Annotated in this window: 22 protein-coding genes and 1 pseudogene; 14 read left to right on the top strand and 9 right to left on the bottom strand. The window is 72.4% G+C overall.

Annotated features, from left to right (window positions below):
- Positions 1–11: 11 nt before the first annotated feature.
- Positions 12–881, bottom strand: coding sequence for a ScbA/BarX family gamma-butyrolactone biosynthesis protein (locus STBA_RS02450; RefSeq protein ID WP_253194490.1), 870 nt, complete (start codon positions 879–881; stop codon positions 12–14).
- Positions 882–1,084: 203 nt separating this feature from the next.
- Between STBA_RS02450 and STBA_RS02445 the strand changes: the two genes are divergently transcribed.
- From STBA_RS02445 to STBA_RS02435, 3 genes are all read left to right on the top strand, one after another.
- On the top strand, positions 1,085–1,768 hold the full coding sequence (locus STBA_RS02445) for a ScbR family autoregulator-binding transcription factor (RefSeq protein ID WP_077063055.1): 684 nt from the start codon (positions 1,085–1,087) through the stop codon (positions 1,766–1,768).
- A 381-nt stretch (positions 1,769–2,149) separates the two neighbouring features.
- Complete coding sequence (locus STBA_RS02440) at positions 2,150–3,367, top strand: transposase (RefSeq protein ID WP_077057646.1); 1,218 nt, start codon at positions 2,150–2,152, stop codon at positions 3,365–3,367.
- Positions 3,368–3,475: 108 nt separating this feature from the next.
- The gene (locus STBA_RS02435; protein ID WP_077057645.1) at positions 3,476–4,306 is read left to right on the top strand and encodes an AfsR/SARP family transcriptional regulator; all 831 of its coding nucleotides are present in this window, start codon (positions 3,476–3,478) and stop codon (positions 4,304–4,306) included.
- 49 nt (positions 4,307–4,355) lie between these two features.
- On the opposite strand, the gene STBA_RS02430 is transcribed toward STBA_RS02435, so the two are convergent.
- On the bottom strand, positions 4,356–5,186 hold the full coding sequence (locus STBA_RS02430; RefSeq protein ID WP_079252339.1) for an SDR family oxidoreductase: 831 nt from the start codon (positions 5,184–5,186) through the stop codon (positions 4,356–4,358).
- Positions 5,187–5,316: 130 nt separating this feature from the next.
- Between STBA_RS02430 and STBA_RS02425 the strand changes: the two genes are divergently transcribed.
- Positions 5,317–5,697, top strand: coding sequence for a VOC family protein (locus STBA_RS02425; RefSeq protein ID WP_077057644.1), 381 nt, complete (start codon positions 5,317–5,319; stop codon positions 5,695–5,697).
- 90 nt (positions 5,698–5,787) lie between these two features.
- On the opposite strand, the gene STBA_RS02420 is transcribed toward STBA_RS02425, so the two are convergent.
- Positions 5,788–6,390, bottom strand: coding sequence for a TetR/AcrR family transcriptional regulator (locus STBA_RS02420; RefSeq protein WP_077057643.1), 603 nt, complete (start codon positions 6,388–6,390; stop codon positions 5,788–5,790).
- Positions 6,391–6,517: 127 nt separating this feature from the next.
- Here STBA_RS02420 and STBA_RS02415 point away from each other — a divergent pair, with 127 nt between their 5' ends.
- From STBA_RS02415 to STBA_RS02400, 3 genes and pseudogenes are all read left to right on the top strand, one after another.
- Positions 6,518–7,372, top strand: a complete 855-nt coding sequence (locus STBA_RS02415) for an NAD(P)H-binding protein (RefSeq protein ID WP_077057642.1) — start codon at positions 6,518–6,520, stop codon at positions 7,370–7,372.
- A 165-nt stretch (positions 7,373–7,537) separates the two neighbouring features.
- Positions 7,538–7,648, top strand: a pseudogene (locus tag STBA_RS38600) (IS5/IS1182 family transposase); the annotation flags it as partial.
- Positions 7,649–7,885: 237 nt separating this feature from the next.
- The gene (locus STBA_RS02400; protein ID WP_143659410.1) at positions 7,886–8,197 is read left to right on the top strand and encodes a hypothetical protein; all 312 of its coding nucleotides are present in this window, start codon (positions 7,886–7,888) and stop codon (positions 8,195–8,197) included.
- A gap of 224 nt (positions 8,198–8,421) precedes the next feature.
- Here the strand turns inward: STBA_RS02400 and STBA_RS02395 are convergent, their stop codons facing one another.
- Positions 8,422–9,210, bottom strand: a complete 789-nt coding sequence (locus STBA_RS02395) for an aminoglycoside adenylyltransferase family protein (protein ID WP_077057640.1) — start codon at positions 9,208–9,210, stop codon at positions 8,422–8,424.
- Positions 9,211–9,447: 237 nt separating this feature from the next.
- Here STBA_RS02395 and STBA_RS35450 point away from each other — a divergent pair, with 237 nt between their 5' ends.
- On the top strand, positions 9,448–9,972 hold the full coding sequence (locus STBA_RS35450) for a GNAT family N-acetyltransferase (protein ID WP_079251672.1): 525 nt from the start codon (positions 9,448–9,450) through the stop codon (positions 9,970–9,972).
- 39 nt (positions 9,973–10,011) lie between these two features.
- On the opposite strand, the gene STBA_RS02385 is transcribed toward STBA_RS35450, so the two are convergent.
- A complete protein-coding gene (locus STBA_RS02385; protein ID WP_171987619.1) occupies positions 10,012–10,686 on the bottom strand; it encodes a response regulator in 675 nt (224 codons plus the stop codon).
- Positions 10,683–12,323, bottom strand: coding sequence for a sensor histidine kinase (locus tag STBA_RS02380; RefSeq protein ID WP_077057639.1), 1,641 nt, complete (start codon positions 12,321–12,323; stop codon positions 10,683–10,685). Before STBA_RS02380 ends, STBA_RS02385 begins: the two co-directional genes overlap by 4 nt.
- A 129-nt stretch (positions 12,324–12,452) precedes the next feature.
- Here STBA_RS02380 and STBA_RS02375 point away from each other — a divergent pair, with 129 nt between their 5' ends.
- Genes STBA_RS02375 through STBA_RS02360 form a run of 4 tightly spaced genes read left to right on the top strand, consistent with a single transcriptional unit; the run spans position 12,453 to position 16,540 of the window.
- Positions 12,453–13,457: a tripartite tricarboxylate transporter substrate-binding protein gene (locus STBA_RS02375; protein ID WP_079251671.1), complete on the top strand. Its 1,005-nt coding sequence runs from the start codon at positions 12,453–12,455 to the stop codon at positions 13,455–13,457.
- Complete coding sequence (locus STBA_RS02370) at positions 13,454–14,053, top strand: tripartite tricarboxylate transporter TctB family protein (RefSeq protein ID WP_216355905.1); 600 nt, start codon at positions 13,454–13,456, stop codon at positions 14,051–14,053. The genes STBA_RS02375 and STBA_RS02370 overlap by 4 nt, the downstream gene beginning before the upstream one ends.
- Positions 14,053–15,564: a tripartite tricarboxylate transporter permease gene (locus STBA_RS02365; RefSeq protein ID WP_077057638.1), complete on the top strand. Its 1,512-nt coding sequence runs from the start codon at positions 14,053–14,055 to the stop codon at positions 15,562–15,564. The genes STBA_RS02370 and STBA_RS02365 overlap by 1 nt, the downstream gene beginning before the upstream one ends.
- Before the next feature lie 4 nt (positions 15,565–15,568).
- Positions 15,569–16,540, top strand: a complete 972-nt coding sequence (locus tag STBA_RS02360; RefSeq protein WP_077057637.1) for a tripartite tricarboxylate transporter substrate-binding protein — start codon at positions 15,569–15,571, stop codon at positions 16,538–16,540.
- Positions 16,541–16,605: 65 nt separating this feature from the next.
- On the opposite strand, the gene STBA_RS02355 is transcribed toward STBA_RS02360, so the two are convergent.
- Positions 16,606–17,328: an SDR family NAD(P)-dependent oxidoreductase gene (locus tag STBA_RS02355; RefSeq protein WP_077057636.1), complete on the bottom strand. Its 723-nt coding sequence runs from the start codon at positions 17,326–17,328 to the stop codon at positions 16,606–16,608.
- Positions 17,329–17,711: 383 nt separating this feature from the next.
- Positions 17,712–18,947 carry a serine hydrolase domain-containing protein gene (locus tag STBA_RS02350; RefSeq protein ID WP_077063050.1) on the bottom strand — a complete coding sequence of 412 codons (1,236 nt, stop codon included), beginning with the start codon at positions 18,945–18,947 and terminating at the stop codon, positions 17,712–17,714.
- A gap of 88 nt (positions 18,948–19,035) precedes the next feature.
- Here STBA_RS02350 and STBA_RS02345 point away from each other — a divergent pair, with 88 nt between their 5' ends.
- Positions 19,036–19,704, top strand: coding sequence for a response regulator transcription factor (locus tag STBA_RS02345; protein WP_077057635.1), 669 nt, complete (start codon positions 19,036–19,038; stop codon positions 19,702–19,704).
- The gene (locus STBA_RS02340) at positions 19,689–20,861 is read left to right on the top strand and encodes an ATP-binding protein (protein WP_216355904.1); all 1,173 of its coding nucleotides are present in this window, start codon (positions 19,689–19,691) and stop codon (positions 20,859–20,861) included. Before STBA_RS02345 ends, STBA_RS02340 begins: the two co-directional genes overlap by 16 nt.
- A gap of 21 nt (positions 20,862–20,882) precedes the next feature.
- Here the strand turns inward: STBA_RS02340 and STBA_RS02335 are convergent, their stop codons facing one another.
- The gene (locus tag STBA_RS02335; RefSeq protein ID WP_079251669.1) at positions 20,883–21,797 is read right to left on the bottom strand and encodes an alpha/beta hydrolase; all 915 of its coding nucleotides are present in this window, start codon (positions 21,795–21,797) and stop codon (positions 20,883–20,885) included.
- Positions 21,798–21,809 lie beyond the last annotated feature (12 nt).

The raw sequence follows: 21,809 nt of genomic DNA, 5'->3' as shown, positions 1-21,809 counted from the left end.
CTGGGCAGGCCCTACGGGTGGGACACGGTACGGCGGACGGTGCCGCCCAGGGCGATGTCGAACACGGGCCTGCCGTCCTGGGTGCCGCCCACGAGGAGCGTGTCCGCGCCGTCGGGGCCGGGCGGTCCCGCGGGCCGGACCTCGATCCAGCACGGTTCGTCCAGTTCGGCGAACCGCTGGTAGCTGCTGCGGACGGTGCGTACCGCGAAGCCGGGAAGCCGGGTCTGTGCGGCCTGGAGGGCCGCTTCGACGAGCACGAGCCCCGGCACGTGGTCGACGGGATGGTCGAACAAAAGCGTGTTGGCGACGTCGTTGCGCAACTGCCAGTGGTGCGGGCGCAGCCCCGGCGACAGCACCACGTCCGCGAGGGCCGCGCGGCCGACGGACTCGGGGGCGAGCGCGGCGGGGAGGGGCCACGCCCCCCAGGCGGCGGTGGAGCGGCCCCCGCGCAGGCGCCGGTAGACCGCGGGGGAGACCCACCCGAACTCGGAGCGGGACGTGACGACGGTGGCGCCGTGCGCCCTGAGGCGGACCTCCATGGTCAGGGACCTGGCGGTGCGGCCCTTGCGCCCGGCCTCGGCCACGACGACCTCGATCTCCAGGGGCGTGGGACGGTCGTCCGGCAGGGAGAGGCCCTCGGCGACGTCGTAGTCCAGGGAGTGGAGCAGAGTTTGATAGGCCAGCGGCACGTCGTATTCCGCATGGGCGATGGCCAGGCCGCTCTGTCTGATCAGCTGTGACAGAACGCGGGGATCGTAGGGCCGTATTCCGGCGCTTCCCGGCCATACGGCGGTGAGCAGAAACTTATGGGTTTTCAGCCGTTTCCAGCCGGTGATGAAGACAGTGTCCTCGTGTACGAGGTGAACGTACTCCCGCGGCACGGTGCGTACTTCTGCGGAGATGCCGAAAGGGAAGTACGTCCTCGGCCGGGCTAAAGGATCGGACAATGGATGCAGACATGCAGCAGGAGCCTCGGTCACGATCCCCCCGGGATGCGATGCAAGCGGCGAACAAACACTGATAAGATACCGGTTCTCCGGTCTGTTGCAAGATGCAGGTAAAGAAAAAGTCATTGGAGTCCCCGTTGGCGAGGCAAGATCGGGCAATTCGGACCCGTAGGCTCTTTCTGGAGGCCGCGGCCGAGGTCTTCAACGAGTGCGGCTACGACGCCGCCTCCATCTCCGCGATCCTCGACAGGACCGAATTGACCCGTGGGGCCCTGTATTTCCATTTCACCTCCAAGGAGGAGCTGGCGCGGGGCGTGCTCGCCGAGGCCGTCACCTCCGAGGGGCTGGTGCCGCAGACCCTCAAGCTCCAGGAGTGGGTGGATGTGGGCCTGCTGCTGGCCTACCGTCTGCCGAGGGAGCCGATGCTCAGCGCTTCGATCCGGCTCGCCGTCGACCCGAAGGCCCGCGGCCTGTTCGGTACCCGCTGGCCGGACTGGATCGTCCTCGGGAGGGACATGATCGCGGAGGCCCGCGCGCGCGGCGAGGTGCACGCCCATGTCGATCCGGCGGTTACCTCACGGCTGTTCGTCGGCTCCTGGACGGGAGTTCAGCTCGTGAGCGGCTCCCTCGACGAGTCGCCGCAACTGGTGGACGAGATCGCGGCCCTCCTGGAGCTTGTGCTGCCCAGCATCGCCGTCCCCGGCGTCCTGGCCCAGCTGGACACCTCGCCCGGCCGCGCCGAACGGCTGCTCGCGGCCAGCAGGGCGGCGGCGGAGGATCGGGGCCCCCGGTCGGCCGACGGGCCACCGACGGGCCGCTGACGGGCCGCTGGCGGACCACCAGACGTTCCGCTGGGCCCGGCGTGGCCCGTTCGGGCGCGTCCTGGGCCCGAAATACCGCCGTGCGGTGCCCGGATGGCCGGAGGCCCTACTGTTGAAGTGTCGAACGTCCGGTATGTTTATGGCAGAGGACGACGACTTGCTGTCACCGCGCCCTGATGTCCCGTCACGACGCTGTCCCCGCCCGCACCCCCACCCACCCGTTTCCCCAGGTGAGGGCGGTCTCCGCGTCGTGCGACGCTGGTTGACGTCCCTCAGGCAAACAAATGGAATGGTTGATTTATTGAGCCCGGCCCCACATCCGGATCAAGGGGGAGTGATGATAGCGACGTCAGACCCACCCGTATCAACCGGGCCCGAGCGATGACCTCGCCCCAGGCCCCGCCGCGCGAGCCGTCCGCCCCCGGCCTCCCCGCCGGCCTCGGGTCGCGGCTGTTCACCTCCTTGCCCCGCACCGGACAGCGGCTGAAAGCCGAGCAGTACGTGCGCGGACTGCTGGCGTTACGCGGCCGCAAGACGCTGCGCAACATCTCCGACTACATCGGCGGCGACGCCACGCTCCAGAACGTGCACCACTTCATCAGCGTCTCCCCCTGGGACTGGCGACCCGTGCGCCAGGCCCTCGCGCGCCACGTGCGGTCCCTCCTGGGGCACGAGGCCTGGGTCGTCCGGCCCACCGTCATACCCAAGGCCGGACGGCACTCGATCGGGGTCGACCAGCAGTACGTTCCGCACCTGGGCGAGATCATCAACGGGCAGCAGGCGGTGGGCGCCTGGGTGGCCTCGGAACGTGCCGCCGTGCCGGTGGACTGGCGCCTGGTGCTCCCGCGGCGCTGGACCGAGGGGCCGGTGCGCGAGCGGGCCAGCATCCCCGCCGAGGCCAGGGGCGGCAGCCCGGAGGAGTGCATTCGCGAACTGGTCACCGACCCGCACGGCGTGGTCGCCCCCGCGCCGCGGCCGCTCGTGGTCGACGCCGAGGGCGCGGACGCCGTCGCCCTCGCCCACCAACTCGCCGGGCACAGCCAGGCGTTCATCGTCAGGGCCGGACGGGACACCCGGCTCCGCATCGACGCCTCCGTACTGCCCGCCTACGGCGAGCGCCTGCGCAGCGCCGAAGAGCTCATCGCCACCCTCACCAGGCTGCGCCGCCCTGTGCGGATCGAGGGCGGGCACACCATCGCCGCCGCGGTCCCCGTGGTCGCTCCTCAACTGCCCTCCGGGCCCCGGGACCTGGGCGCGGGCCCGCATGGGCTGCTGCTGGTGGGGGAGTGGTCCGTCGAGGCGCGCAGCGATGTGCGGCTGTGGCTGACGAACGCCGGCGGTCAGTCCCTCCCCTCCGTGCTGCGCCTGACGCGGCTTTCGGACGTCGTACAGCGCGACTTCGACCGGATTTCGGAACGTGTGGGGGTGCGGGACTTCACCGGCCGCTCCTACCCGGGCTGGCACCACCACGTCACGCTGGCGTCAGTGGCCCACTTCGCCGCGGTGCTGGCCGACACGGACCGCCTCCTCGCGGACGAGGCCGTCGCGTGGTGCCGAGCGCAAGACGCCGGGGACGAGAACATACCAACCGGCCGGTAGTGTGACCTTTCCTTGTAGCACGTGGTCTTCGGTGGAGCTGGTCCACCGTTCCCAGCATCACCTGGTGACGCCCACAGGCGCCGACGCGCCAAGACAGGAGCGTGTGCAATGCAGCTCAACCTCATCGGTCGCTTCGAGATCGTCACCGATGACGGCAGAGAATACACAATCAATGCACCGAAGATCTCCCGGATGCTCGCGCTGCTGGCGCTCCAGCCCAGAGGCGTCGTGGCGACGGACCTGCTGATACAGGAGTTGTGGGGGGAGAATCCGCCGCGTGGCGCACTGAGAACGCTGCAAACCCACGTTTACCACGCGCGTAAACTCCTCATGGAAGAAAAGGTCACCGAGCCGGATCGGGACCTTCTCGTCACCCGTGCCCCAGGCTACGAACTCCAGGTCGACGACGACGAGGTCGACACCATCAGTTTTGAACGGCTCATTCAACGCGCCCAGTGGGAGCTGACCGCCGGCCGGGTCGAGCGGGCGGACGAGCAGGTGAGCCGCGCGCTCGGTATGTGGCGCGGCCCCGTGCTGAGCAATGTGCCCGTCGGCTGCGTGCTCGCCGGCCGGGTCGCCCGCGTCGAGGAGTTGCGCATTCGCGCTCTGGAACTGCACATCGAGACCGGCACCCTGCTGGGCAGACATCGCGAACTCCTGCCGGATCTGCGGACGCTGGTCCACGACTATCCCCTGCATGAATGGTTCCACGGCCAGCTCATCTCGGCGCTGCACCAGGTCGGCCGCCGGGGCGAGGCCCTTCAGGCATATCAGGACCTTTACCAGATCCTCAGCACCGAACTCGGCCTCCAGCCTTCGGACGACGTCCAGCGGCTCCAGGCCGAGATACTCAACGGCGCCGGCAGCGAGATGTTCCTGCGCCGCCCGCGCCCGGACGACTTCGGCCACGGCTCCGTGGCGGCCTCCCTCTCGGCGTGAGGGGCCGGGCCTGCTCAAGCAGGCCCGGCCCCGCCGGCCGGCTCCCGCGTCAGCCCTGCGCGACGGGAACGACCACCAGTTCGGCGATATTGACGTGCGGCGGCACCGAGACCGAGAACGCGATGGCCTCGGCGATGTCATCCGCGGCCAGGGGCTGCCCGTCGGCCCGCATGGCCGCCAACGTCTCCCGCATTCCCGCGTCGCGCATGTCAGCCCCCAGCTCGGTGACGGTGACACCGGGCTCCACGTTCCGCACGCGGACGCCGAGCGGGCCGAGTTCGACGCGCAGATTGCGGGTCAGGTGGGCCACGGCGGCCTTGGTGGCGCAGTAGACCGACCAGTTGGGGTAGAGGGCGTGCCCGGCCACCGAGCCGACGTACACGAGGTCCGCGGGGCCGCCCCCGGCCGCGGCGGCGATCAGATCGCCGGTGAACGCGCGCGAAGTGTGCAGCAGGGCTCGCAGGTTCACGTCGATCATGCGGTCCCACTCCTCGGCGTCGCCGGTTTCGAAGGGCGCGCCGAGCATGACCCCGGCGTTGGCCACCACGAGGTCCACGGGGCCGAGCGCCGAGCCGATGGTCCGGGCCGCCGCGTCGAGGGCTGCCGGGCGGGTGACATCGACCGTCACCGGCAGGATGGTTCCTTCGGCCGTGGGGCGCAGTGCTCCGGCCAGCTCGACGAGGCGGTCCTCGCGGCGGCCAAGCAGTGCGACGCCCGCCCCGGCCGCGGCCAGACGGCGGGCCGTAGCCGCGCCGATGCCGCTGGAGGCCCCGGTGACGACCGCGACCCGGCCGGCCAGCGGCCGGCCGGTACGGGCGCCGGTGCTGCCCGGGTTCGTGCCGAGAGATGAGGAAGAAGAGGAAGAAGAGGAGTGCGTCATGCCCTCCACCCTGGTTCAGTTCCGGAGGCGCGACCAGGCACTGCTCGGCCCGGTGGGGACGGCCCCGGGTACGGCACGTCCCCCCTCCGGGGGCCGGACGGGGTGCTCCGGGCAAAGGTAGGGTCGGTTCATGCACCGGAGCCGTGTGTACGCGCTGCTGATCGACACGCCGGAGGCCGAGGCGTCCGACGCGACGGCCTTCTGGTCCGCCGCCCTCGGCGCCCCCGCCGAACCCGCCCCGGAACAGGGGCAGTTCACCGTGCTGCACGAGGCCGTGCCGGGCATCGTCGCCGCGGTGCAGGCGGTCGACGACACCGCGCGCTACCACATCGACATCGAGACCGACGACGTCGAGGCCGAGACCGCACGCCTCGTCGCGCTCGGCGCGCGTCAGGAGGCGCAGTGGCTCGAGTGCCGCATCCTGCGCGCCCCCGGCGGACACCTGCTGTGCGTCGTCCCCGTGCACAGCGACCCGGAGTTCTTCAACTCCCGTGCGTCCAGCTGGCCCTGACCCAGAGCCTTTCTTGCTGCACGGATTTCGCGCTGCGCCGGAGCGAGACGAGCCCGCAGGGCGACGCGCGGCACCAGGGCAAGCGCGCGGTCATCGTCCGCCAGAAGCGGAGGAGCGCCCTCGGATTCCGTCCAGGAGGTACATGGTGCGCCGGTCGTAGTCGTCCCGGGGAGGCCGCTTGCCGTGCTTGAGGGCGAGGGCGTTGTCGACGACGAGTGCATGGAGGTCGTCCGCCGTGAACTCCGGCCGCAGCGCACCGGAGGCTCGTGCCGCTGCGGTGAGCTCCTCGTTGGCCTCGCTTCCGGCCCGGCAGATCTCCATGAGCTGCTGCGAATGCGGATATGTCTGCAACAGGACGTCATTGAAGGCGGGCTGGCGGTACTGGAGATCGCGTATCGCGGTGAGGTAATACGTGATCCGCTCGCCGACGTCGTCGATGGTCCGAGTGTGGTCGATGACGGCGAACAGCTCACTTGCCACGACCTCTTCGATGACGGCTTCGATGAGGCCGATCCGCCCGCCGAACCGGTTGAAGATCGTGGCCTTGCTCACCCCTGCTGCCTTGGCGACCTCCTCCAGCGGCACCGTCAGGCCCTGTCCCTGGAAGGCGCCGATCGCGGCAGAGCGGATCTGTTCGGAATTGCGCCGGGCGTCGGCGCGCAGCCGGGATTCCGAAGACGTCGCACCGGCCATGGCCCTCACCGTCTTTCCCTGTCGCCCATCGCCGTAATTTGACTCGCTGGGTCAGCTTACATACGGTCGCAGACGGAAGGGAAGCTGACCTGCTTGGTCAACTTATGACTTCAGGAAGGTCGAGAACGTGATCGTTGTCACCGGCGCTACCGGTGGGCTGGGCGGCGCCACCGTCGAGCACCTCCTCAGGCGCATACCCGCCGACCAGATCGGTGTCAGTGTCCGCGACACCGCCAAGGCGCGGCACTTCGCCGACCGTGGCGTGCGCGTGCGACAGGGCTCCTACGAGGACCCGGCCACGCTGCGCGACTCGTTCGCCGGTGCCGAGCAGGTCCTTCTGGTGTCCGGCAACGACCCAGCCGCCGATATGGTCAGCCTGCACCGCAATGCCATCGAAGCCGCGGTCGCGGCCGGCGCCCGGCGGGTTCTCTACACGAGCCAGCAGGGCGCCGTCCCGGGCAACCCGTACCGGCCGTCGGACATCCACCTCGCCACCGAGGCGATCCTCGGTGACTCCGAAGTCGCCTGGACCGCACTGCGCAACGGCGCCTACGGCCCGCTCGATCAGGTCCTCGGCCCGTGGCAGCGGACCGGCGTGATCGCCCAGCCGGAAGACGGCCCCGTACCGTATACCGACCGCGCCGATATAGCCGAGGCCACTGCGGTCATTCTCGCCGGTGACCGCTCCTTCGACGGCCCCGTGACCCTCACTGCGCCGACCGCCGTCACCTTCGACGATTTCACCAAGATCGCCTCTGACCTCACCGGTAGGACTATCAAGCGCATCGTCCTGGGCGACGAACAGTGGGTCGCCGACCAGATCACGGTCGGTGTGCCGGAGCAGCTGGCCCGACTCATGCTCACCTGGTATCAAGCTGCCCGCGCGGGCTACTTCGCCGAAGCCGGCCCTCTGGTGGCCGAACTCCTGGGCCGCGAGCCCCGCACCGCCACTGACCGGCTCGCAGCCCACATCGCCGCCTGAAGCTGAGCTTCTTCCCGATCGCCTGATCGGTGATCCGGGCACGCCCTTGACTGACGCGCAGTGGGCGCGGATCGAGCCACTGCTCCCGAGCCGAACACCACAGGGTGGCGGCCGGTGGTGAGATCACCGTTCAAGTTCCGGCCCGGGACGCAATGGGAGCCACGCGACCACGCCATCGGCCGGCCCCGCGGCGGACTGACCACGCGAATCCCCCTCGCCGCCGACGCCGGCTGCCGCCCTCTCGCGTTCGTCGTCACCGCCGGACAGGCTGGCGACGCACCCGCATGCACCGACGTCATGACGAAGCCCGCCCTCACGTCCGCTGAACAGCGAGAACAGCGATCAAGATCCAGTCGCGTCCGACACCCGGGCCTTGAACGGCAAGCGAAGGCGGCCGGGCCACCTATGAGATGTGACCTGGGACACATCACGTCATGATCCGGAGTGCTGCCTCGTCGTACTGATGAGACGAACACTCCACCCATCGAGTCAACGATGGGCCGAGGCGTCACCGTGGAGGTGGCGCAGACCAGGGAGGGGATTCCGTTGGAGAAGCGACTGTTCAGGTTCGCCGCGCCCGTGGCTCTCGCCGGAGCGCTTGTGGGCGGCTCGCTGGTGGTGGCCGGCCCGGCACAGGCCACTGCTGGCGACTGCTACAGGTACCTTGACTCGATAGTGGGCAAGGTTTCGCCGGAGCAGGTTGACGCCTGCGAGGTTGGTAGCCAGGGCACCGATTGGAGCAGGACCCTGTGCATTGGAATGCTCAAGGCGACCGGTGTGTCTGACTCCGGCTCCCGTACTGCGTGTCGGCTAGCTGCGGCGTGACCCTCCGCTCGGAGGGCGAGCGGAAGCCCCACCGTTGTGTGGGGCTTCCGTGTCCGGTGCTCCGACCGGAAATGATCACCGGTCGGGACTGCCGCTTTCGGCAGGGATTGGTGTGACGCGAGGTCGGACTACGGTGTGCGTCATGGCGAGAGAGGCCGATCGTGCCGCCTTGGCCGCCGAGGTGTGTATCGCGCTGGAGAGGTGTTGTCCGGCGGTGCCCCGGGTCACCGGCGCCCGTGGCCCCCGGCCCGCCCGTCACGCGCCGCAAGGCGCTCGATCACACCGGTGACGTACGCGGCGTGCGGACGCAGCCGCGGGAGCAGGTCATCCCAGCGCTCCTTCTCCTCGCCGAGGTAGACGGCGCGGGCGCGGGCCAGCACGGGCCGGTGCTCCGCCGGGAGTTCCCCGAGCGCCCAGGCCGCGGCCTCGTCCTTGGAACGGATGACCCCGGTCGCCAGAGTTGTCCAGATCCGGGCGAACGTGAGAACGACGTTGCGCGTGTCGTGCTCCAGATCGGCCAGCAACTCCGGCACTCCCGCGACGATCGCGCGCTCGACGTCCTCGTGGGGAACGGGGGCGAACACCTCGCCCGGCGGCGGCCCGAAGAGCACGGCGTTCCCGAGCAGGACCATGGTGATCAGCGGTGCGAGATCGGGGCTCGGCTCCGGCGACGGCACCTCGCCGCGCTCGTACGCGTCGCGCAGCCACTCGCCGTACTGGAACTCGCAGCGCGGTGGGTACCGCCAGGGGCGCACGTCGTCCTGGACGACGAGGGTCAGCTCGACCGGGCGGGCGGGGACCGGGCGGGCCTTCTCCCCGGAGATGCCGAGCAACTCGCCGACGAGCACCCTGCGTTCCTCGGCGGTGGTGCGCCGCCGCAGGACGACGAACACGTCGACATCGCTGTGCGGCCGCAGCCCGCCGAGCACGGCGGAGCCGTGCAAGTACGCGCCCACGACATCGGCACCGAGCACCCCGCGGACGAGACGGACGACGTTCTGTTCCGGTGTCAACGGCCCGCCCTCCCGGACCGGACGGCACGGCGCGGCACACGGCGCGGCACGCGGTGCGCCGGGAACCTGCGGCTCCGTGGCCCCGGTGGCGTCTGGGTAATGATCACGGCGCGATTGTAGGAAGCGGACGTGCCGCCGGCCAACGCGTTTGCGCGGGACGCGCTGTCCGCCGTGCCGCGGGCGTGCGAAGCTGGCGCGTGAGGGCGCCGCCCGGGCCCAGGGAGGGGGAGTGGCACCGTGGCGGACCACTGGGTCAGGCTGGAGCTCGATGTGTCCACCTTCGACGCCGCTTCGTTCGCGCCCTGCGTGGCACGCTGCCGGGCGGCCGGTATCCAGCTCACCACGCTGGCCGAGCTGGGGGACACCCCGCGCCACCGGCGCCTGCTGTACGAGCTGAACAGGGAGTGCTCCGCCGACATCCCGGAACGGGGAGCCTTCTTCACCTACCCCGAGTACGTGGAGCGCAGGTTCGAGGTCCCCTCCTACGATCCCCGCGGGGTCGTGCTCGCGCTCGACGGCGACACCTGGTGCGGCCTCGCCGCCCTGTCGGACCACCGCACCGCCGGATTCGTCTTCAGCGAGATGACCGGCGTCAGGGCCGCCTACCGCGGCCGAGGCATCGCTCTGGCGATGAAGACGGCCGGCACCGACTTCGCCACGCTGTGCGGCGTGGACCGGATTCGCACCTTCCACCACCCGGCGAACGCCGCCGCCATCGGGATGAACCGGCGGCTCGGCTACGTCGACGCCGTCCGGGACTGACCCGGGAGCCCCGGCAGCCGGGCGGCGCGCTGCCCGCGTTCAGCCGCCCGACCAGTGGAAGCGGCGCTCCGGGCGGCCGGTCGCGCCGTACCGCAGGGAGACCCCGGCCCGGCCCGTGGCGGCCCAGTACTCCAGGTACCGGCGGGCGCTGCCCCGCGAAAGGCCGCTGACGGCCGCGCACTCGGCCGCCGACAGGTCGCCGTCCGCCTCGATCAGTGTGCGGCGGACCAGCGCGGCGGTCTCGCGGGACAGGCCCTTGGGCATGCGGGAAGCCGCGGGGGTGCCGAAGATCCGGTCCACGTCCTCCTGCCCGGGCGCCCGCATGGCGGCGAGCTGCCGGTGGCGCCGCTCGTAGTCGCGCAGCCGCTGCTGGAGAACCGGCGCCTCGAACGGCTTGATGACATAGTGCACCGCGCCGCCCCGCAGCGCGCTCCTGACGGTCTCCGCCTCCCTGGCCGCGGTGACCACCAGCACGTCCGGTTCGGTGCCGCCGCCCGCGCCCGCCCGCAGCCGCCGGAGCACCTCAAGGCCGCCGAGATCCGGCAGATAAAGGTCGAGCAGCACGAGGTCGGGCCGCAGCCTGGCCACGGCGTCGAGCGCCGAGGCGCCGGTGTGCGCCTCGCTCGCCACCGTGAACCCCGGGGTCCGCTCGATGATCTTGCGGTGCAGCCTGGCCACCATGAAGTCGTCGTCCACCACCAGCACGCTGATCACCGCGCCGCCCCCGCTCCGTTCCGCCGGGCGTCCTGCCACGGCAGCCGCGCACGGAACGCGGCGCCCTCCACGGTCGCCTCGCCGCCCCTGCGGGCGCACACCAGCCGGGTGATGGCCAGGCCGAGTCCGCGGCCCGAGCCGTCCGCGGCGACCTTGGTGGTGAAGCCGTGCCGGAACACCTCCTCGGCCAGCTCCGGCGCCACCCCAGGACCCGAGTCGGTGACTACCAGGGCCACTTCGGGCCCGCCCGCGCCGTCCCGCACGGTCAGGTCCACCTCCACCCACGCCGACGGCCCGCTGCCGCGCACCGCGTCCAGCGCATTGTCGACCAGATTGCCGGTCACCGTGACCAGATCGGCGGACAGCGTCTCGGGGACCGGGCCGAGACTGCTGCGTTCCGTGATCCGCAAGGTGGCGCCCTGCTCGGCGGCCAGGCTGGACTTCGCGATCAGCAGCGCCGCGAGCGACGGGTCCGCCACCTTCGTCAGCACGCCCGAGGTGCGCTCGGCGTGCGCGCCGCCGACGCCGCGTATGTAGCGCAGCACCTCCGGATACTCGGCCAGCTCCACCAGACCGGCAATCACGTGCAGGTGGTTGGAGAACTGGTGCGCCTGCGCCCTGAGCGTGTCGGTGACGCTCCGCGTGGTCTCCAACTGGTGCTGGAGCGACGCCAGTTCCGTCAGGTCCCGCATGGTGGTGACCGAGCCGGCCGGCTGGCCGCCCGTGACCAGCGGCATCCGGTTCAGGGTGAGGATGCGCTCGCCGGTGAACACCACCTGGTCCCGCCCGCTGACGCGGCCCGCCAGCACGTCGTGCAGCCGCGGCTCCACCAGAAGCTCCGCCAGGGCGCGGCCGGTGGCCTGCCGCGGCAGCCGCAGCAGATCGCGAGCGCTGTCGTTGGCCAGGGTCACGCGGCCGTGGCCGTCCAGGCCGAGCAGGCCCTCCTTGATGCCGTGCAGCATCGCCTCGCGGTGCTCGACGAGACTGGTGATCTCGCCCGGTTCGAGCCCGAGCGTCTGCCGCTTGATGCGCCGGGCCAGCAGGTACGAACCCGCCGCGCCCAGCGCGCTGGCCACCGAGAGATACAGCAGCAGATCGGGCGCCGCGGCGGCGACCCGCTCCGCGAGCGGCTTCGCCTCGCTCGCCACCGCGACCACGCCCAGCAGCGACCCGGTCTCCGCGAACACCGGGACGTGCGCCACCAGGGACGTAGCTCCGTCCGCCGTGGTCGTCCCCGTCCAGGACCGGCCGTCCAGCACGTTGCTGCCGCCCAGCGGCAGTTCGCGGCCCACGCGCCGCGGGTCGGCGGCGGTCAGCGCCCGCAGGTCCGGGCCCGCGATCTCCACCGAGGAGGCGCCGGAGACGCCGCGCGCGTGCTCCGCCGTGGCCTGGAGGATGCCGCGCCGCGCCACGTCCGTCAGCCCGACCCTGACCGCCTCCTGCGAGGCCACCGCCTCCGCGACGTTCAGCAGCCGGCCGCCCTCGCTGCGCCGGAACTCCTGGTCCGCCTGCGCGACGGACACCGCGGCGATCACGGCAAGCACCACGACGATCAGGCCGAGTTGGAGCACCAGGAACTGCCCGGCCAGGGTGGGCCTCGGCAGGGAGAAACGCGCACCCGGCGTCCGCACGCCCATCCCTGACCCCCTGTCGGCAACGTCTCCGCGGCCACCGCGCCCGTGAGCACAATGACCAAAACAAGCACAAGTGGCAGCAACCCGCGCGGGTACTGACAGCCCCAGGGCCCGGCGGCACGATGACCGACCATGTTCACCAAGCATCCGCACCCGCGCCGCCGGCCCCTGGCCGCCGGAGTCTACGGGGTCGTGGTCACCGTGCTGGTCTCGCTGGCCGTGCTCGACGCGGGACTCGGCGAGTCCGGCGGCGGCGCGCGCAACAGCCTGACGCTGATGGCCCCCGCGGCACCCGGCGGCGGCTGGGACCTCGCCGCGCGCGAGTCCCAGCAGACCATGCGTTCCGCGGGCATCGTCAACAGCGTCCAGGTGGTCAACGTGCCCGGCGCCGCCGGGACCATCGGGCTCAGCCAGACCGTCGACCGGGCGGGGGACGCCTCCCTGCTGCTGATCACCGGCACCGTCATGGTCGGCGGCATCGAAGTCTCCGGCAGCGAGGACACCCTCCGGGACGTGACGCCGATCGCCCGCCTCGCGGACGACTACGGTGTGGTCGTCGTGCCCGCCGACTCGCCCTACCGGACGCTGGACGACCTGCTGGCGGACTGGCGGCGCGACCCGGAGGGAACGGCGATCGGCGGCGGTTCGCTGGGCGGTACCGACCACCTGCTCGCCGGGCTCCTCGCCCGGGAGGCCGGCATGGACCCGGACCTGCTGAACTACATCGCCTACCCGGGCGGGGGAGAGGTGACGACATCGCTGCTCTCCCACACCGTGGCGGCGGGCGTCAGCGGCTACAACGAGTTCTCCGACCAGATCGAGTCCGGCCGCTTCCGCGCGCTCGGCCTGTCCGCGGACGAGCGGATCGACGGGATCGACGTGCCGACCCTCGCCGAGCAGGGCCTCGACGTCGCCCTGCCCAACTGGCGCGGCGTGGTGGCACCCCCCGGCCTCACCGCGGAGGAACGGGCGGAGCTGGAGGACATCGCCACCGAGCTGGCCAGGTCGCCGGAATGGGCCGAGGTGCTGGAGCGCAACCGCTGGGCCGACACCTTCATGACCGGTGAGACCTTCGAGGCGTTCCTCGACGAGGAGACCGCCCGCGTGCACCAGGTGATCGAGGAGCTGGGACTGTGAGCGCCACCGCCGAGCGCGGCGGGAGCCGCCCACCGGACCCCGAAGGCCACGAAGGCCACGAAGGCCACGAAGGCCCCGACGGGCCCGAAGGCCCGGCACCCGCGCCCGCCGGGCGCGGCGAACTCGCCGTCGTGGCCCTCCTGCTGGGCCTCGGCGCCTTCCTCACCCACGGCACCGTCACCATGACCGTGCCCTCGACCGCCGGCTCCCCGGGGCCGCGCTTCTTCCCCGTCATCGTCATCATCCTCACCTTCTCGCTGGCCGCCGCCCTCGCCGTCCAGATCCTGCGCCGCCCGCGGGCCGCGGCGCCGCCCCCCGCGGACGCCCCCGCCGCCGGGCGCCCGCGCACCTACACGGACTGGCGGGCCGTCGGCATCGTGGTCGCCGCGTTCGCCGCGTTCATCGTGCTCCTGACGCCGGCCGGGTGGCTGCTGTCCGCCGCGCTGCTGTTCTGGGGCGTCTCCTACGCGCTGGACGGGAAACGGCCCCTGTTCGACACCGGGGTGGCGCTGGCCGTCTCGGCCGCCTTCCAACTGGCGTTCTCCGCGGGGCTCGGCCTCGATCTGCCGGCCGGCGTGCTGGAAGGAGCCTTCTGATGGACACCGTCCCGCTGCTCCTCGACGGCTTCGGCGCCGCACTGACCCCGCTCAACCTGCTGCTGCTCGTCACGGGCGCGCTCCTCGGCACCGCCGTCGGCGTGCTGCCGGGCCTCGGCTCGGCCATGGCGGTGGCCCTGCTGCTGCCGGTGACGTTCGGGCTCGACCCGACCGGCGCGTTCATCATGTTCGCCGGGGTGTACTACGGCGGCCTGTTCGGCGACTCCACCACCGGCATCCTGCTGAACACGCCGGGCAACAGCTCGGCGATCGCCGCCACCATCGAGGGCCACCGGATGGCGCGGGCGGGGCGCGCGCCGCAGGCGCTGGCCACCGCGGCCGTCGGGGCGTTCACCGGCGGCCTGATCGCCACCACCCTCATGGTGTTCTTCGCGCCCAGGCTCGCCGACTGGGCCTCCCTCTTCGGCCCGGCCGAGTACTTCGCGCTGGCCGCGTTCGCCTTCGCGGCCACCGCGACCGTCGTGGCGGACTCCGTCGTCAAGGGCGGCATCGCCCTCGCCATCGGCCTCGCCTTGGCCCTGGTCGGCGTCGACCCGACATCCGGCGCCGCCCGGTTCACCCTGGACCAGGCGCCGCTGTTCGACGGCATCGCCATCGTGGTCATCACCGTGGGGCTGCTGGCGCTCGGCGAGGTGCTGCACGTCGCCTCCCGCATCCACCGCGAACCGCAGGCGAGCCGGCCCGCCCTCGCCGGACGGCCGTGGCTGTCGCGGCAGGACGTGCGGCTGGCGTTCCCCGCCTGGCTGCGCGGAACGGGCTTCGGGGTGCCGTTCGGCGTGATCCCCGTCGGCGGCTCGGAGGTCCCCACGTTCCTCGCCTACGCCACGGAGAAGCGGCTCGACCGGCGGCGGAAGCGGCCGATGTTCGGCCGCGGCGCCATCCAGGGCGTCGCCGGGCCCGAGGCGGCGGGCAACGCCACCGCGGGCAGCGCGATGGGCGCGCTGCTCGCGCTCGGACTGCCGACGTCCGCGACGGCCGCCATCATGCTCGCCGCGTTCCAGCAGTACGGCATGCAGCCGGGGCCGCTGCTGTTCGAGCGGAACGGCGATCTGGTGTGGGCGCTGCTAGCCTCGCTGTTCCTCGGCATCGGCGTGCTGCTCCTCATCAATCTGCCGTTCGCGCCGCTGTGGGCGAAACTGCTGCTGATCCCCAGGCACTACCTGTACGCGGGCATCACCGTCTGCTGCGGCCTGGGCGTGTACGCGACCAGCGCCTCCTCGTTCGACCTCGTCCTCCTGCTGCTGATCGGCCTGCTCGGCCTTATGATGCGCCGCTACGGGCTCCCCCTGGCGCCGGTGCTGATCGCCGTCATCCTCGGGCCGCTGGCGGAGACCGAACTGCGGCGGGCGCTCGCCGTGGGCGAGGGCGACGTGGGAGTGCTGTTCGACAGTGGAATCGCGCTGGGCCTCTACGGGCTGCTGGTGGCGGGAGCCGTCGTGGCGGTGGCCGCCCGGCTCAGGCGCCGGCGCGCCACGGCCGCCGCGGGCTGAACGGGTGCGCAGGCGGCGGAACGTGGCGGCGGCCGGGGCGGGGCGGGCCGCGGTGTGCGTACTGCTCGCGTTCGCCGCCGTCGCCGCCTGCGCGGTGGGGCCCGACACGGCGGGGCGGCTTCGGGTGATCGTGCCCAACACCGCGGGCAGCGGCTACGACCTCACCGCACGGACGCTCGTCATCGCGCTGCGCGAAGCCGGACTCGCCGACGACGTACAGGCGTTCAACCTCACCGGCGGCTCCGGCACCGTGGCACTCACCCGGCTGGTGCACGAACGCGGCAACGACCGGCTGCTGCTCCTGATGGGCCTCGGGCTCGTCGGCAGCACCCGTGCCACGCCGGACGCCGCGCGGATCAGCGACGCCATCCCGCTGGCCCGGCTCGTGGGCGAGCCGGAGGCGCTGATCGTGCCGGCCGGCTCGCCGTTCACGACGGTCGGCGGGCTGCTCGGCTCCTGGGGCCGCGGCGAGCTGACCGCCGGGATCGGCTCGCACCTCGGCGGCCCGGACCACCTCGCGCTGACCCAGACCGCGCGGGCCGCGGGCATCGACCAGGAAACGGCCGCGGTCGAACGCTACGACGGCGGCGGCGCGTTGCTCGGCGCGCTGCTCGGCCACCGGGTCGACTTCATCATGACCGGCATCAGCGAGTACCGCCACGCCATCGCCGCGGGCGAAGTGCGCGTCCTCGCGGTCACCAGCGCGGAGCGGGTGCCGGGGCTGTCCGCGCCCACCCTGCTCGAGCAGGGCTACGACCTTGAGGTCGTCAACTGGCGCGGACTGCTCGCCCCGCCAGGACTGACCCCCGGGCAGCGCGACGACCTGCTGGCCCTGCTGGACGACCTGCACGCCAGCGACGCCTGGCGCGAGGCCCTGCGGGAGAACGGCTGGCAGGACGCCTACCTCACAGGAGAGCCGTTCGCCCGCTTCCTCGCCGAGGAACACGCCCGCGTCGGCACCCTCCTCGACGGCTGACCCGCACCGCGCGGTCAGGCGTCGGGCCGCTCGGGAGTGCCGCGCCGCCGGGCCCGGTAGGTGTGTCAGACCTGCTCGAAGTGGAAGGACTTGATGAAGCAGTCGCGGGGCTGGGTCACGGCGAAGAGGATGCACTCGACGAGCGACTGCGCGGTGAGAGCGTCCTTGGCTCCCCGCGGCGCGGTCTCCCACGCCTCGGCGAGCGGGTCGGCGTTGTCGAAGTCGGGTGGGTAGAGGGAGATCACCCGCACCCCCTGGGGGCGCAGCCGCCTGGAGAGGATCTCGGTGAATCCAGCCTGGGCGCTCTTGGCCGCGTAGAAGGCGTCGTGCGCGTCCGAGCGCTGATGGCCGGCGGTGCCGCAGGCCGAGACCATCGTGATCACGTCCGGCTTCTCCGAGTTGAGGAGCAGCGGCAGGAAGCTCTTGGTGACGAGGATGGTGCCCGTTGCGCCGGAGGCCACGGTGTCGACCACGTCGGCGTCGGAGGCCGACAGGAGGGCCGGTCCCTCCAGATAGCGGGCCCCGTTGTTGATCAGCACGTCGACCCGATCGGTGTGCGAGGCGACGCGCGAGGCGAAGTCACGGATCGAGGCGGCGTCCGTCAGATCGCAGGCGAACGCGTGGACCCGTCCCCGGTCGCCAATCTCGTCGCGCACGCGCTCCGCGGCGGCGAGGGTGCGGGCGGAGAGGAAGACCTCGGCGCCGAGCTCGGCGAGCCGGAGCGCCAGGGTCCGTCCGAAGTCGCGTCCGGCGGCGGTGATGACGACACGGTGATGGTCGAGTCTCATGAGGCTGCTCCTGGTTCCTGGACGAGCGGTGGACAGTCGGGGACCGCCGCCACGCGGGGCGTGGGACGCGAACGACCGCCCCAGCCCGTCACTGCGCCTGTGGTCCGAGCCTATGGTCCGATGTCCCCGGCCGGGACCCGCGCCGACCGTGCACGAAGGCTGCGCACGACGGCCGACGCCACCCGAAGACCCTCGCCCTCGCCCCGGCTCCGCACCGGCCGGTCGCAGTGAGAACGCGCCGGGGGCCCCGGAGTTACGTCGCCGGAAGACGAGGCACTCGGAAGAGGAACCCCCGCGGCCCCCGCCCCGCGCCACCGAATCGCCGATGCCCATGTCCCCCACCCGGCGGGGGACATGGGCATCAGGTACGCGCGGGAGTCTCCTCAGGAGGTGAGGATCTGCCGCGCCAGGTCGGCGATCGGCGCGCCGGCCCGTTCGCCGTAGTTGCTCAGGACCACCACGGCCCACTCGGCGGCCGGCGGGAAGACCTGGAGGCTCGTCGACACGCCCGCCGAGCCGCCGCTGCGTATGACCACCCACGTGTCGCCCGACAGGGTCAAGGGCGTGCCGTAGCCCTCGAACGTCATGGCGCGGCCGGGCTCAGGGACCACCGGATCGCCGCCGCCCGGCCCACCGCCCTCCCCGGGCCCGCCCGACCCGCCGCCCGGCAACGGCATCTTCGGGGACAGCAGCAGCTCCGCCTGCGCGGAGCCGACCAGTTCGCCCGCCGTCAGCGCCCGTGCGAAGCGCACCAGATCGAGGCAGGTGGCGAACGCCCCGCCCGCCGGGGTGCCGATGAAGCCGTGCGCGTCGATCACCTCGACCAGTTCCCCGCCGTCCGGCCCCGGCGCGTAGGGCCGCGCGACCTCCGGGTCCGCGCGCCACTCGGTGCGGGTGAGGAACGCCGCGCCGGCCATCTCCGCGGCCTCGAAGACCCGTTCCCGCACGTAGTCGTGGTACGGCACCCCCGCGACCTCCTGCACGATGGCACCCAGGACGTGGAAGGCGGAGTTGCTGTACGTCTGACCGGCGCCGGGATCGAACAGCAGCGGCAGTTCGCGCACCACGTCCGTGATGCCGTTCATGACCTCCTCGGCGCTGTCCCACGCGGGCGAACGTTCCCGGTAGGCCGCGCTGCCGTGGAAGTCGCCCATTCCCGAGGTGTGGGTCAGCATGTGGTGGACCGTCACCCGCTCCGCAGTCCCCGCGGGGAACCCGCCGAGCAGCGAACCCAGCGTGTCGTCGTAGCGCAGGGCCCGCTGCTCGACGAGCTGGGCGATGGCGACCGCCGTGAAGATCTTGTTGATCGAACCGAGGATGAACGCGGTGTCCGGCCCGTTCGGGACCGACCGTTCCCTGTTCGCCGACCCGTGGGAACGGGCCAGCACCTCCCGCCCCCGGCGGGCCACCAGCACGCTCCCGGAAAACTCGTCCCGCTCCGCCAGTTCGGCGATGAACCGGTCCAGCGCGCCATCAGGACGCAGATCGGCCGGCACGCCCCCGTGCCCCGAGCCCGTCCCCGACGCGGCGTGCGCCCGCGGGGCGAGCGCCGCAACACTTCCGGCGGCCACGGGAGCCGCCCCCATCAGGCCGAGAATCGACCGTCGAGTCGTCGTCATGCGGCCCATTTCTACGGCCCCCGGCCGTTCGCCGGCCGATCGCAGTTCCATACGCGGGCCATACGCGCCGCCTGCGACGCTGCCTGCCATGCGGGTGCTGGTGGTCGAGGACGAGCGGCCCCTGGCCGGATACATCGCCGCCGGGCTGCGCAAGCACGGCTTCGCCGTCGACCTCGCGCACGACGGCCGGGCCGCGCTCGACAAGTGCGCGCTGACCCCGTACGACGTGGTCGTGCTCGACCGCGGCCTGCCCGCCGTGCACGGCGACACGGTCTGCCGCGCGCTCGCCGCGCGCGGCACCGCACGCGTCCTCATGCTCACCGCCTCCGGAGCCGTGCAGGAGCGCGTCAACGGCCTGGCCCTGGGGGCGGACGACTACCTGGGCAAGCCGTTCGCCTTCTCCGAACTCGTCGCCCGCGTACGCGCGCTCGCGCGGCGCACCACCCGCGCCCGGCCGCCCGTGCTGCGCGCCGCCGGTGTCGTCCTGGACTCCGCACGCCGCACCGCCGAGCGCGACGGCCGCCTGCTGCACCTGACCCCCAAGGAGTTCGGCGTGCTGGAGCAACTCCTGGCCGCCGACGGGGACGTGCTGAGCGCCGAGACCCTGCTGGAGAAGGTCTGGGACGAGCACGCCGACCCGTTCACCAACGCGGTCCGCCTCACCGTGGGCACCCTGCGCCGCAAGCTCGGCGATCCGCCGCTCATCTCCACGGTGACCGGCGCCGGTTACCGGATCGTGCCGTGCGGCCCCGGCTGACCGCCCGCCTCACGGCCCGCGGCAGGCTGGCGCTGCTCCACACCGCGATGGTCTCGGTGGCGGGCGCGGTGCTGACCGTGCTCATCTACCTTCTGATGCGGCGCAGCCTGGGCACCCGCACCCTCGTCGAACGGCGCACCGCCCCGGGCGCCGCGCAGGAGCCGCCCGAGCCGCCCGGGCTGCCCGGCCTCGCCGAACGGGCGCGCGGGGAAGCACTGGCCACGCTCGTGACCCAGGCCGGGATCGCGCTCATGGTGGTCTCGCTGCTGGCCGCCGCGCTCGGCTGGCTGGTGGCGGGGCGCGTGCTGCGCCCCATCCGGGCCATGACCGTCACCGCCCGCCGCGTCTCCGCCGAGAACGTGTCGGAGCGCGTGCCCGTCAACGCCCCGGCCGATGAGCTTTCCGGCCTGGCGACCACGGTCAACGGCATGCTCGACCGCATCCAGCGCGGCATCCACGAGCGGGACGTGGCGCTGGAGAGCCAGCGCATGTTCACGGCCAACGCCGCGCACGAGCTGCGCACCCCGCTGGCCACCATGCGCACCGCGATCGACGTCACCCTCGACGGGGAGCCCGGCCGCGAGGAGCTGACCACCATGGCCCACGACGTGCGGGCCGCCGTCGAGCAGAGCAGGCGGACTCTGGACGGGCTGCTCGCCCTGGCGGGCAGCCAGGCAGCGCCCCGCGAACGGCTCCCCGCCGACCTCGCGGACGCGGCCGACGCCGCCCTGGGCGACGCGGCGGCCGAGGCACGGGCCCGCGGCGTCACCCCGCGGGCCCGCCTCCGCCCCGCGCGCGTGCGGGGGGAGCCGGTCCTGCTGGAGCGCATGGCGCGCAACCTGGTGGACAACGCCCTGCGCTACAACCATCCGGGAGGCCGGATCACCGTCCAAGCCGGTACGGCCGCCGGCGAAGCGTTCCTGCGCGTGGCCAACACCGGGCCACGCGTCGCCGCCGAGGCGGCGGACGGGCTGTTCGCACCGTTCGTCCGCGGCGACGACGACCGCGCCCGCGCCGAGCGGGGGGCCGGTCTCGGCCTCGCCATCGTCCGCGCCGTCGCGACCGCCCACGGCGGCGCGGTCACGGCCAAGGCCCGCCCCGCGGGCGGCCTCGACATCACCGTCCGCCTCCCGAGCGGGGACGGCGGGGCCGGTTGACGGCGCCGCCCGGGCCACCGCTCAGGCCAGCGTCGCGTGCAGCCCCTCGGCGAACTCGTCCGGGCGCCACATGTAGCCGACGTGGTCGCCGGGGAACTCCAAGGCCTCGGTGCCGAGCCGATCCGCCGCGTCCACGACGATGCGGGTCGCGATCTCGGCCCGGTAGTGGCCGACTCCCAGCACCAGTTCCGGCAGTTTCGCGCGCAGGCCGTCGAGGTGCGGCCGGTACCCGATGAACGGGAGCATCTCGTGCGCCAGCATGAACTCCAGATTGCCCTCGATGCGGTCGCCGAAGTCCGGATCGGCGTCACCGCCCGGGTAGGGCAGGTCGGTCGCCGGGTCCTTCTCCCCGGGATCGAGCGCCGCGAACTGCTCGTACGCCTCCAGCGCGCCCACGGTGCGATACGTGTGGTGGACCGCGTCGTACCTCGCCCGCAGCGCCGCGGCGTCCTCGAGCAGGGTGATGAACGGCGGCTCGTGCGAGACCACGCGGCCGAGGCGGTGTCCGTGGCGGGCGGCCAGTTCCAGCGCGACGACGCCTCCGCCGCTGCTGCCGAACACATGTGGTGTCCCGTCGGTCAGCTCCGCCAGCAGTCGCAGGGCGTCGTCCGCCTGCTGATCCACCCGCAGGTCGGTCGCCGGACCATGGAGCCGGCTCCGCGAATTCCCCCGGCGGTCATAGGTGATGACCGTGTACTGATCGGCGAGCACCGGCGCGATCGCGGCGAACGAACCGGCGTCGAGCTGGCCGCCGTGGATCATCAGCAGGGGGTGCCCGCAGCCCCGGATCTCGTAGTACAGGCGCGCTCCCGGCACCCGCAGATGCCCCGTTCGCACCGGCCGCCGGGCGCCCGTTGCGCCTGCGCGGCCCGCGCCCGTCGTCATCGCCCCGGCGGCGGCCAGGGAACCCAGGAGAACTGCTCGTCTGTTGATCATGCGTTGATTCCA

This window comes from Streptomyces sp. MP131-18, from assembly GCF_001984575.1.
In the GTDB taxonomy this organism is placed as follows: Bacteria; Actinomycetota; Actinomycetes; order Streptomycetales; family Streptomycetaceae; genus Streptomyces; species Streptomyces johnsoniae.
Note: the sequence above shows the minus strand (reverse complement) of the source record. Positions and strands in the feature narration are given on the sequence as shown.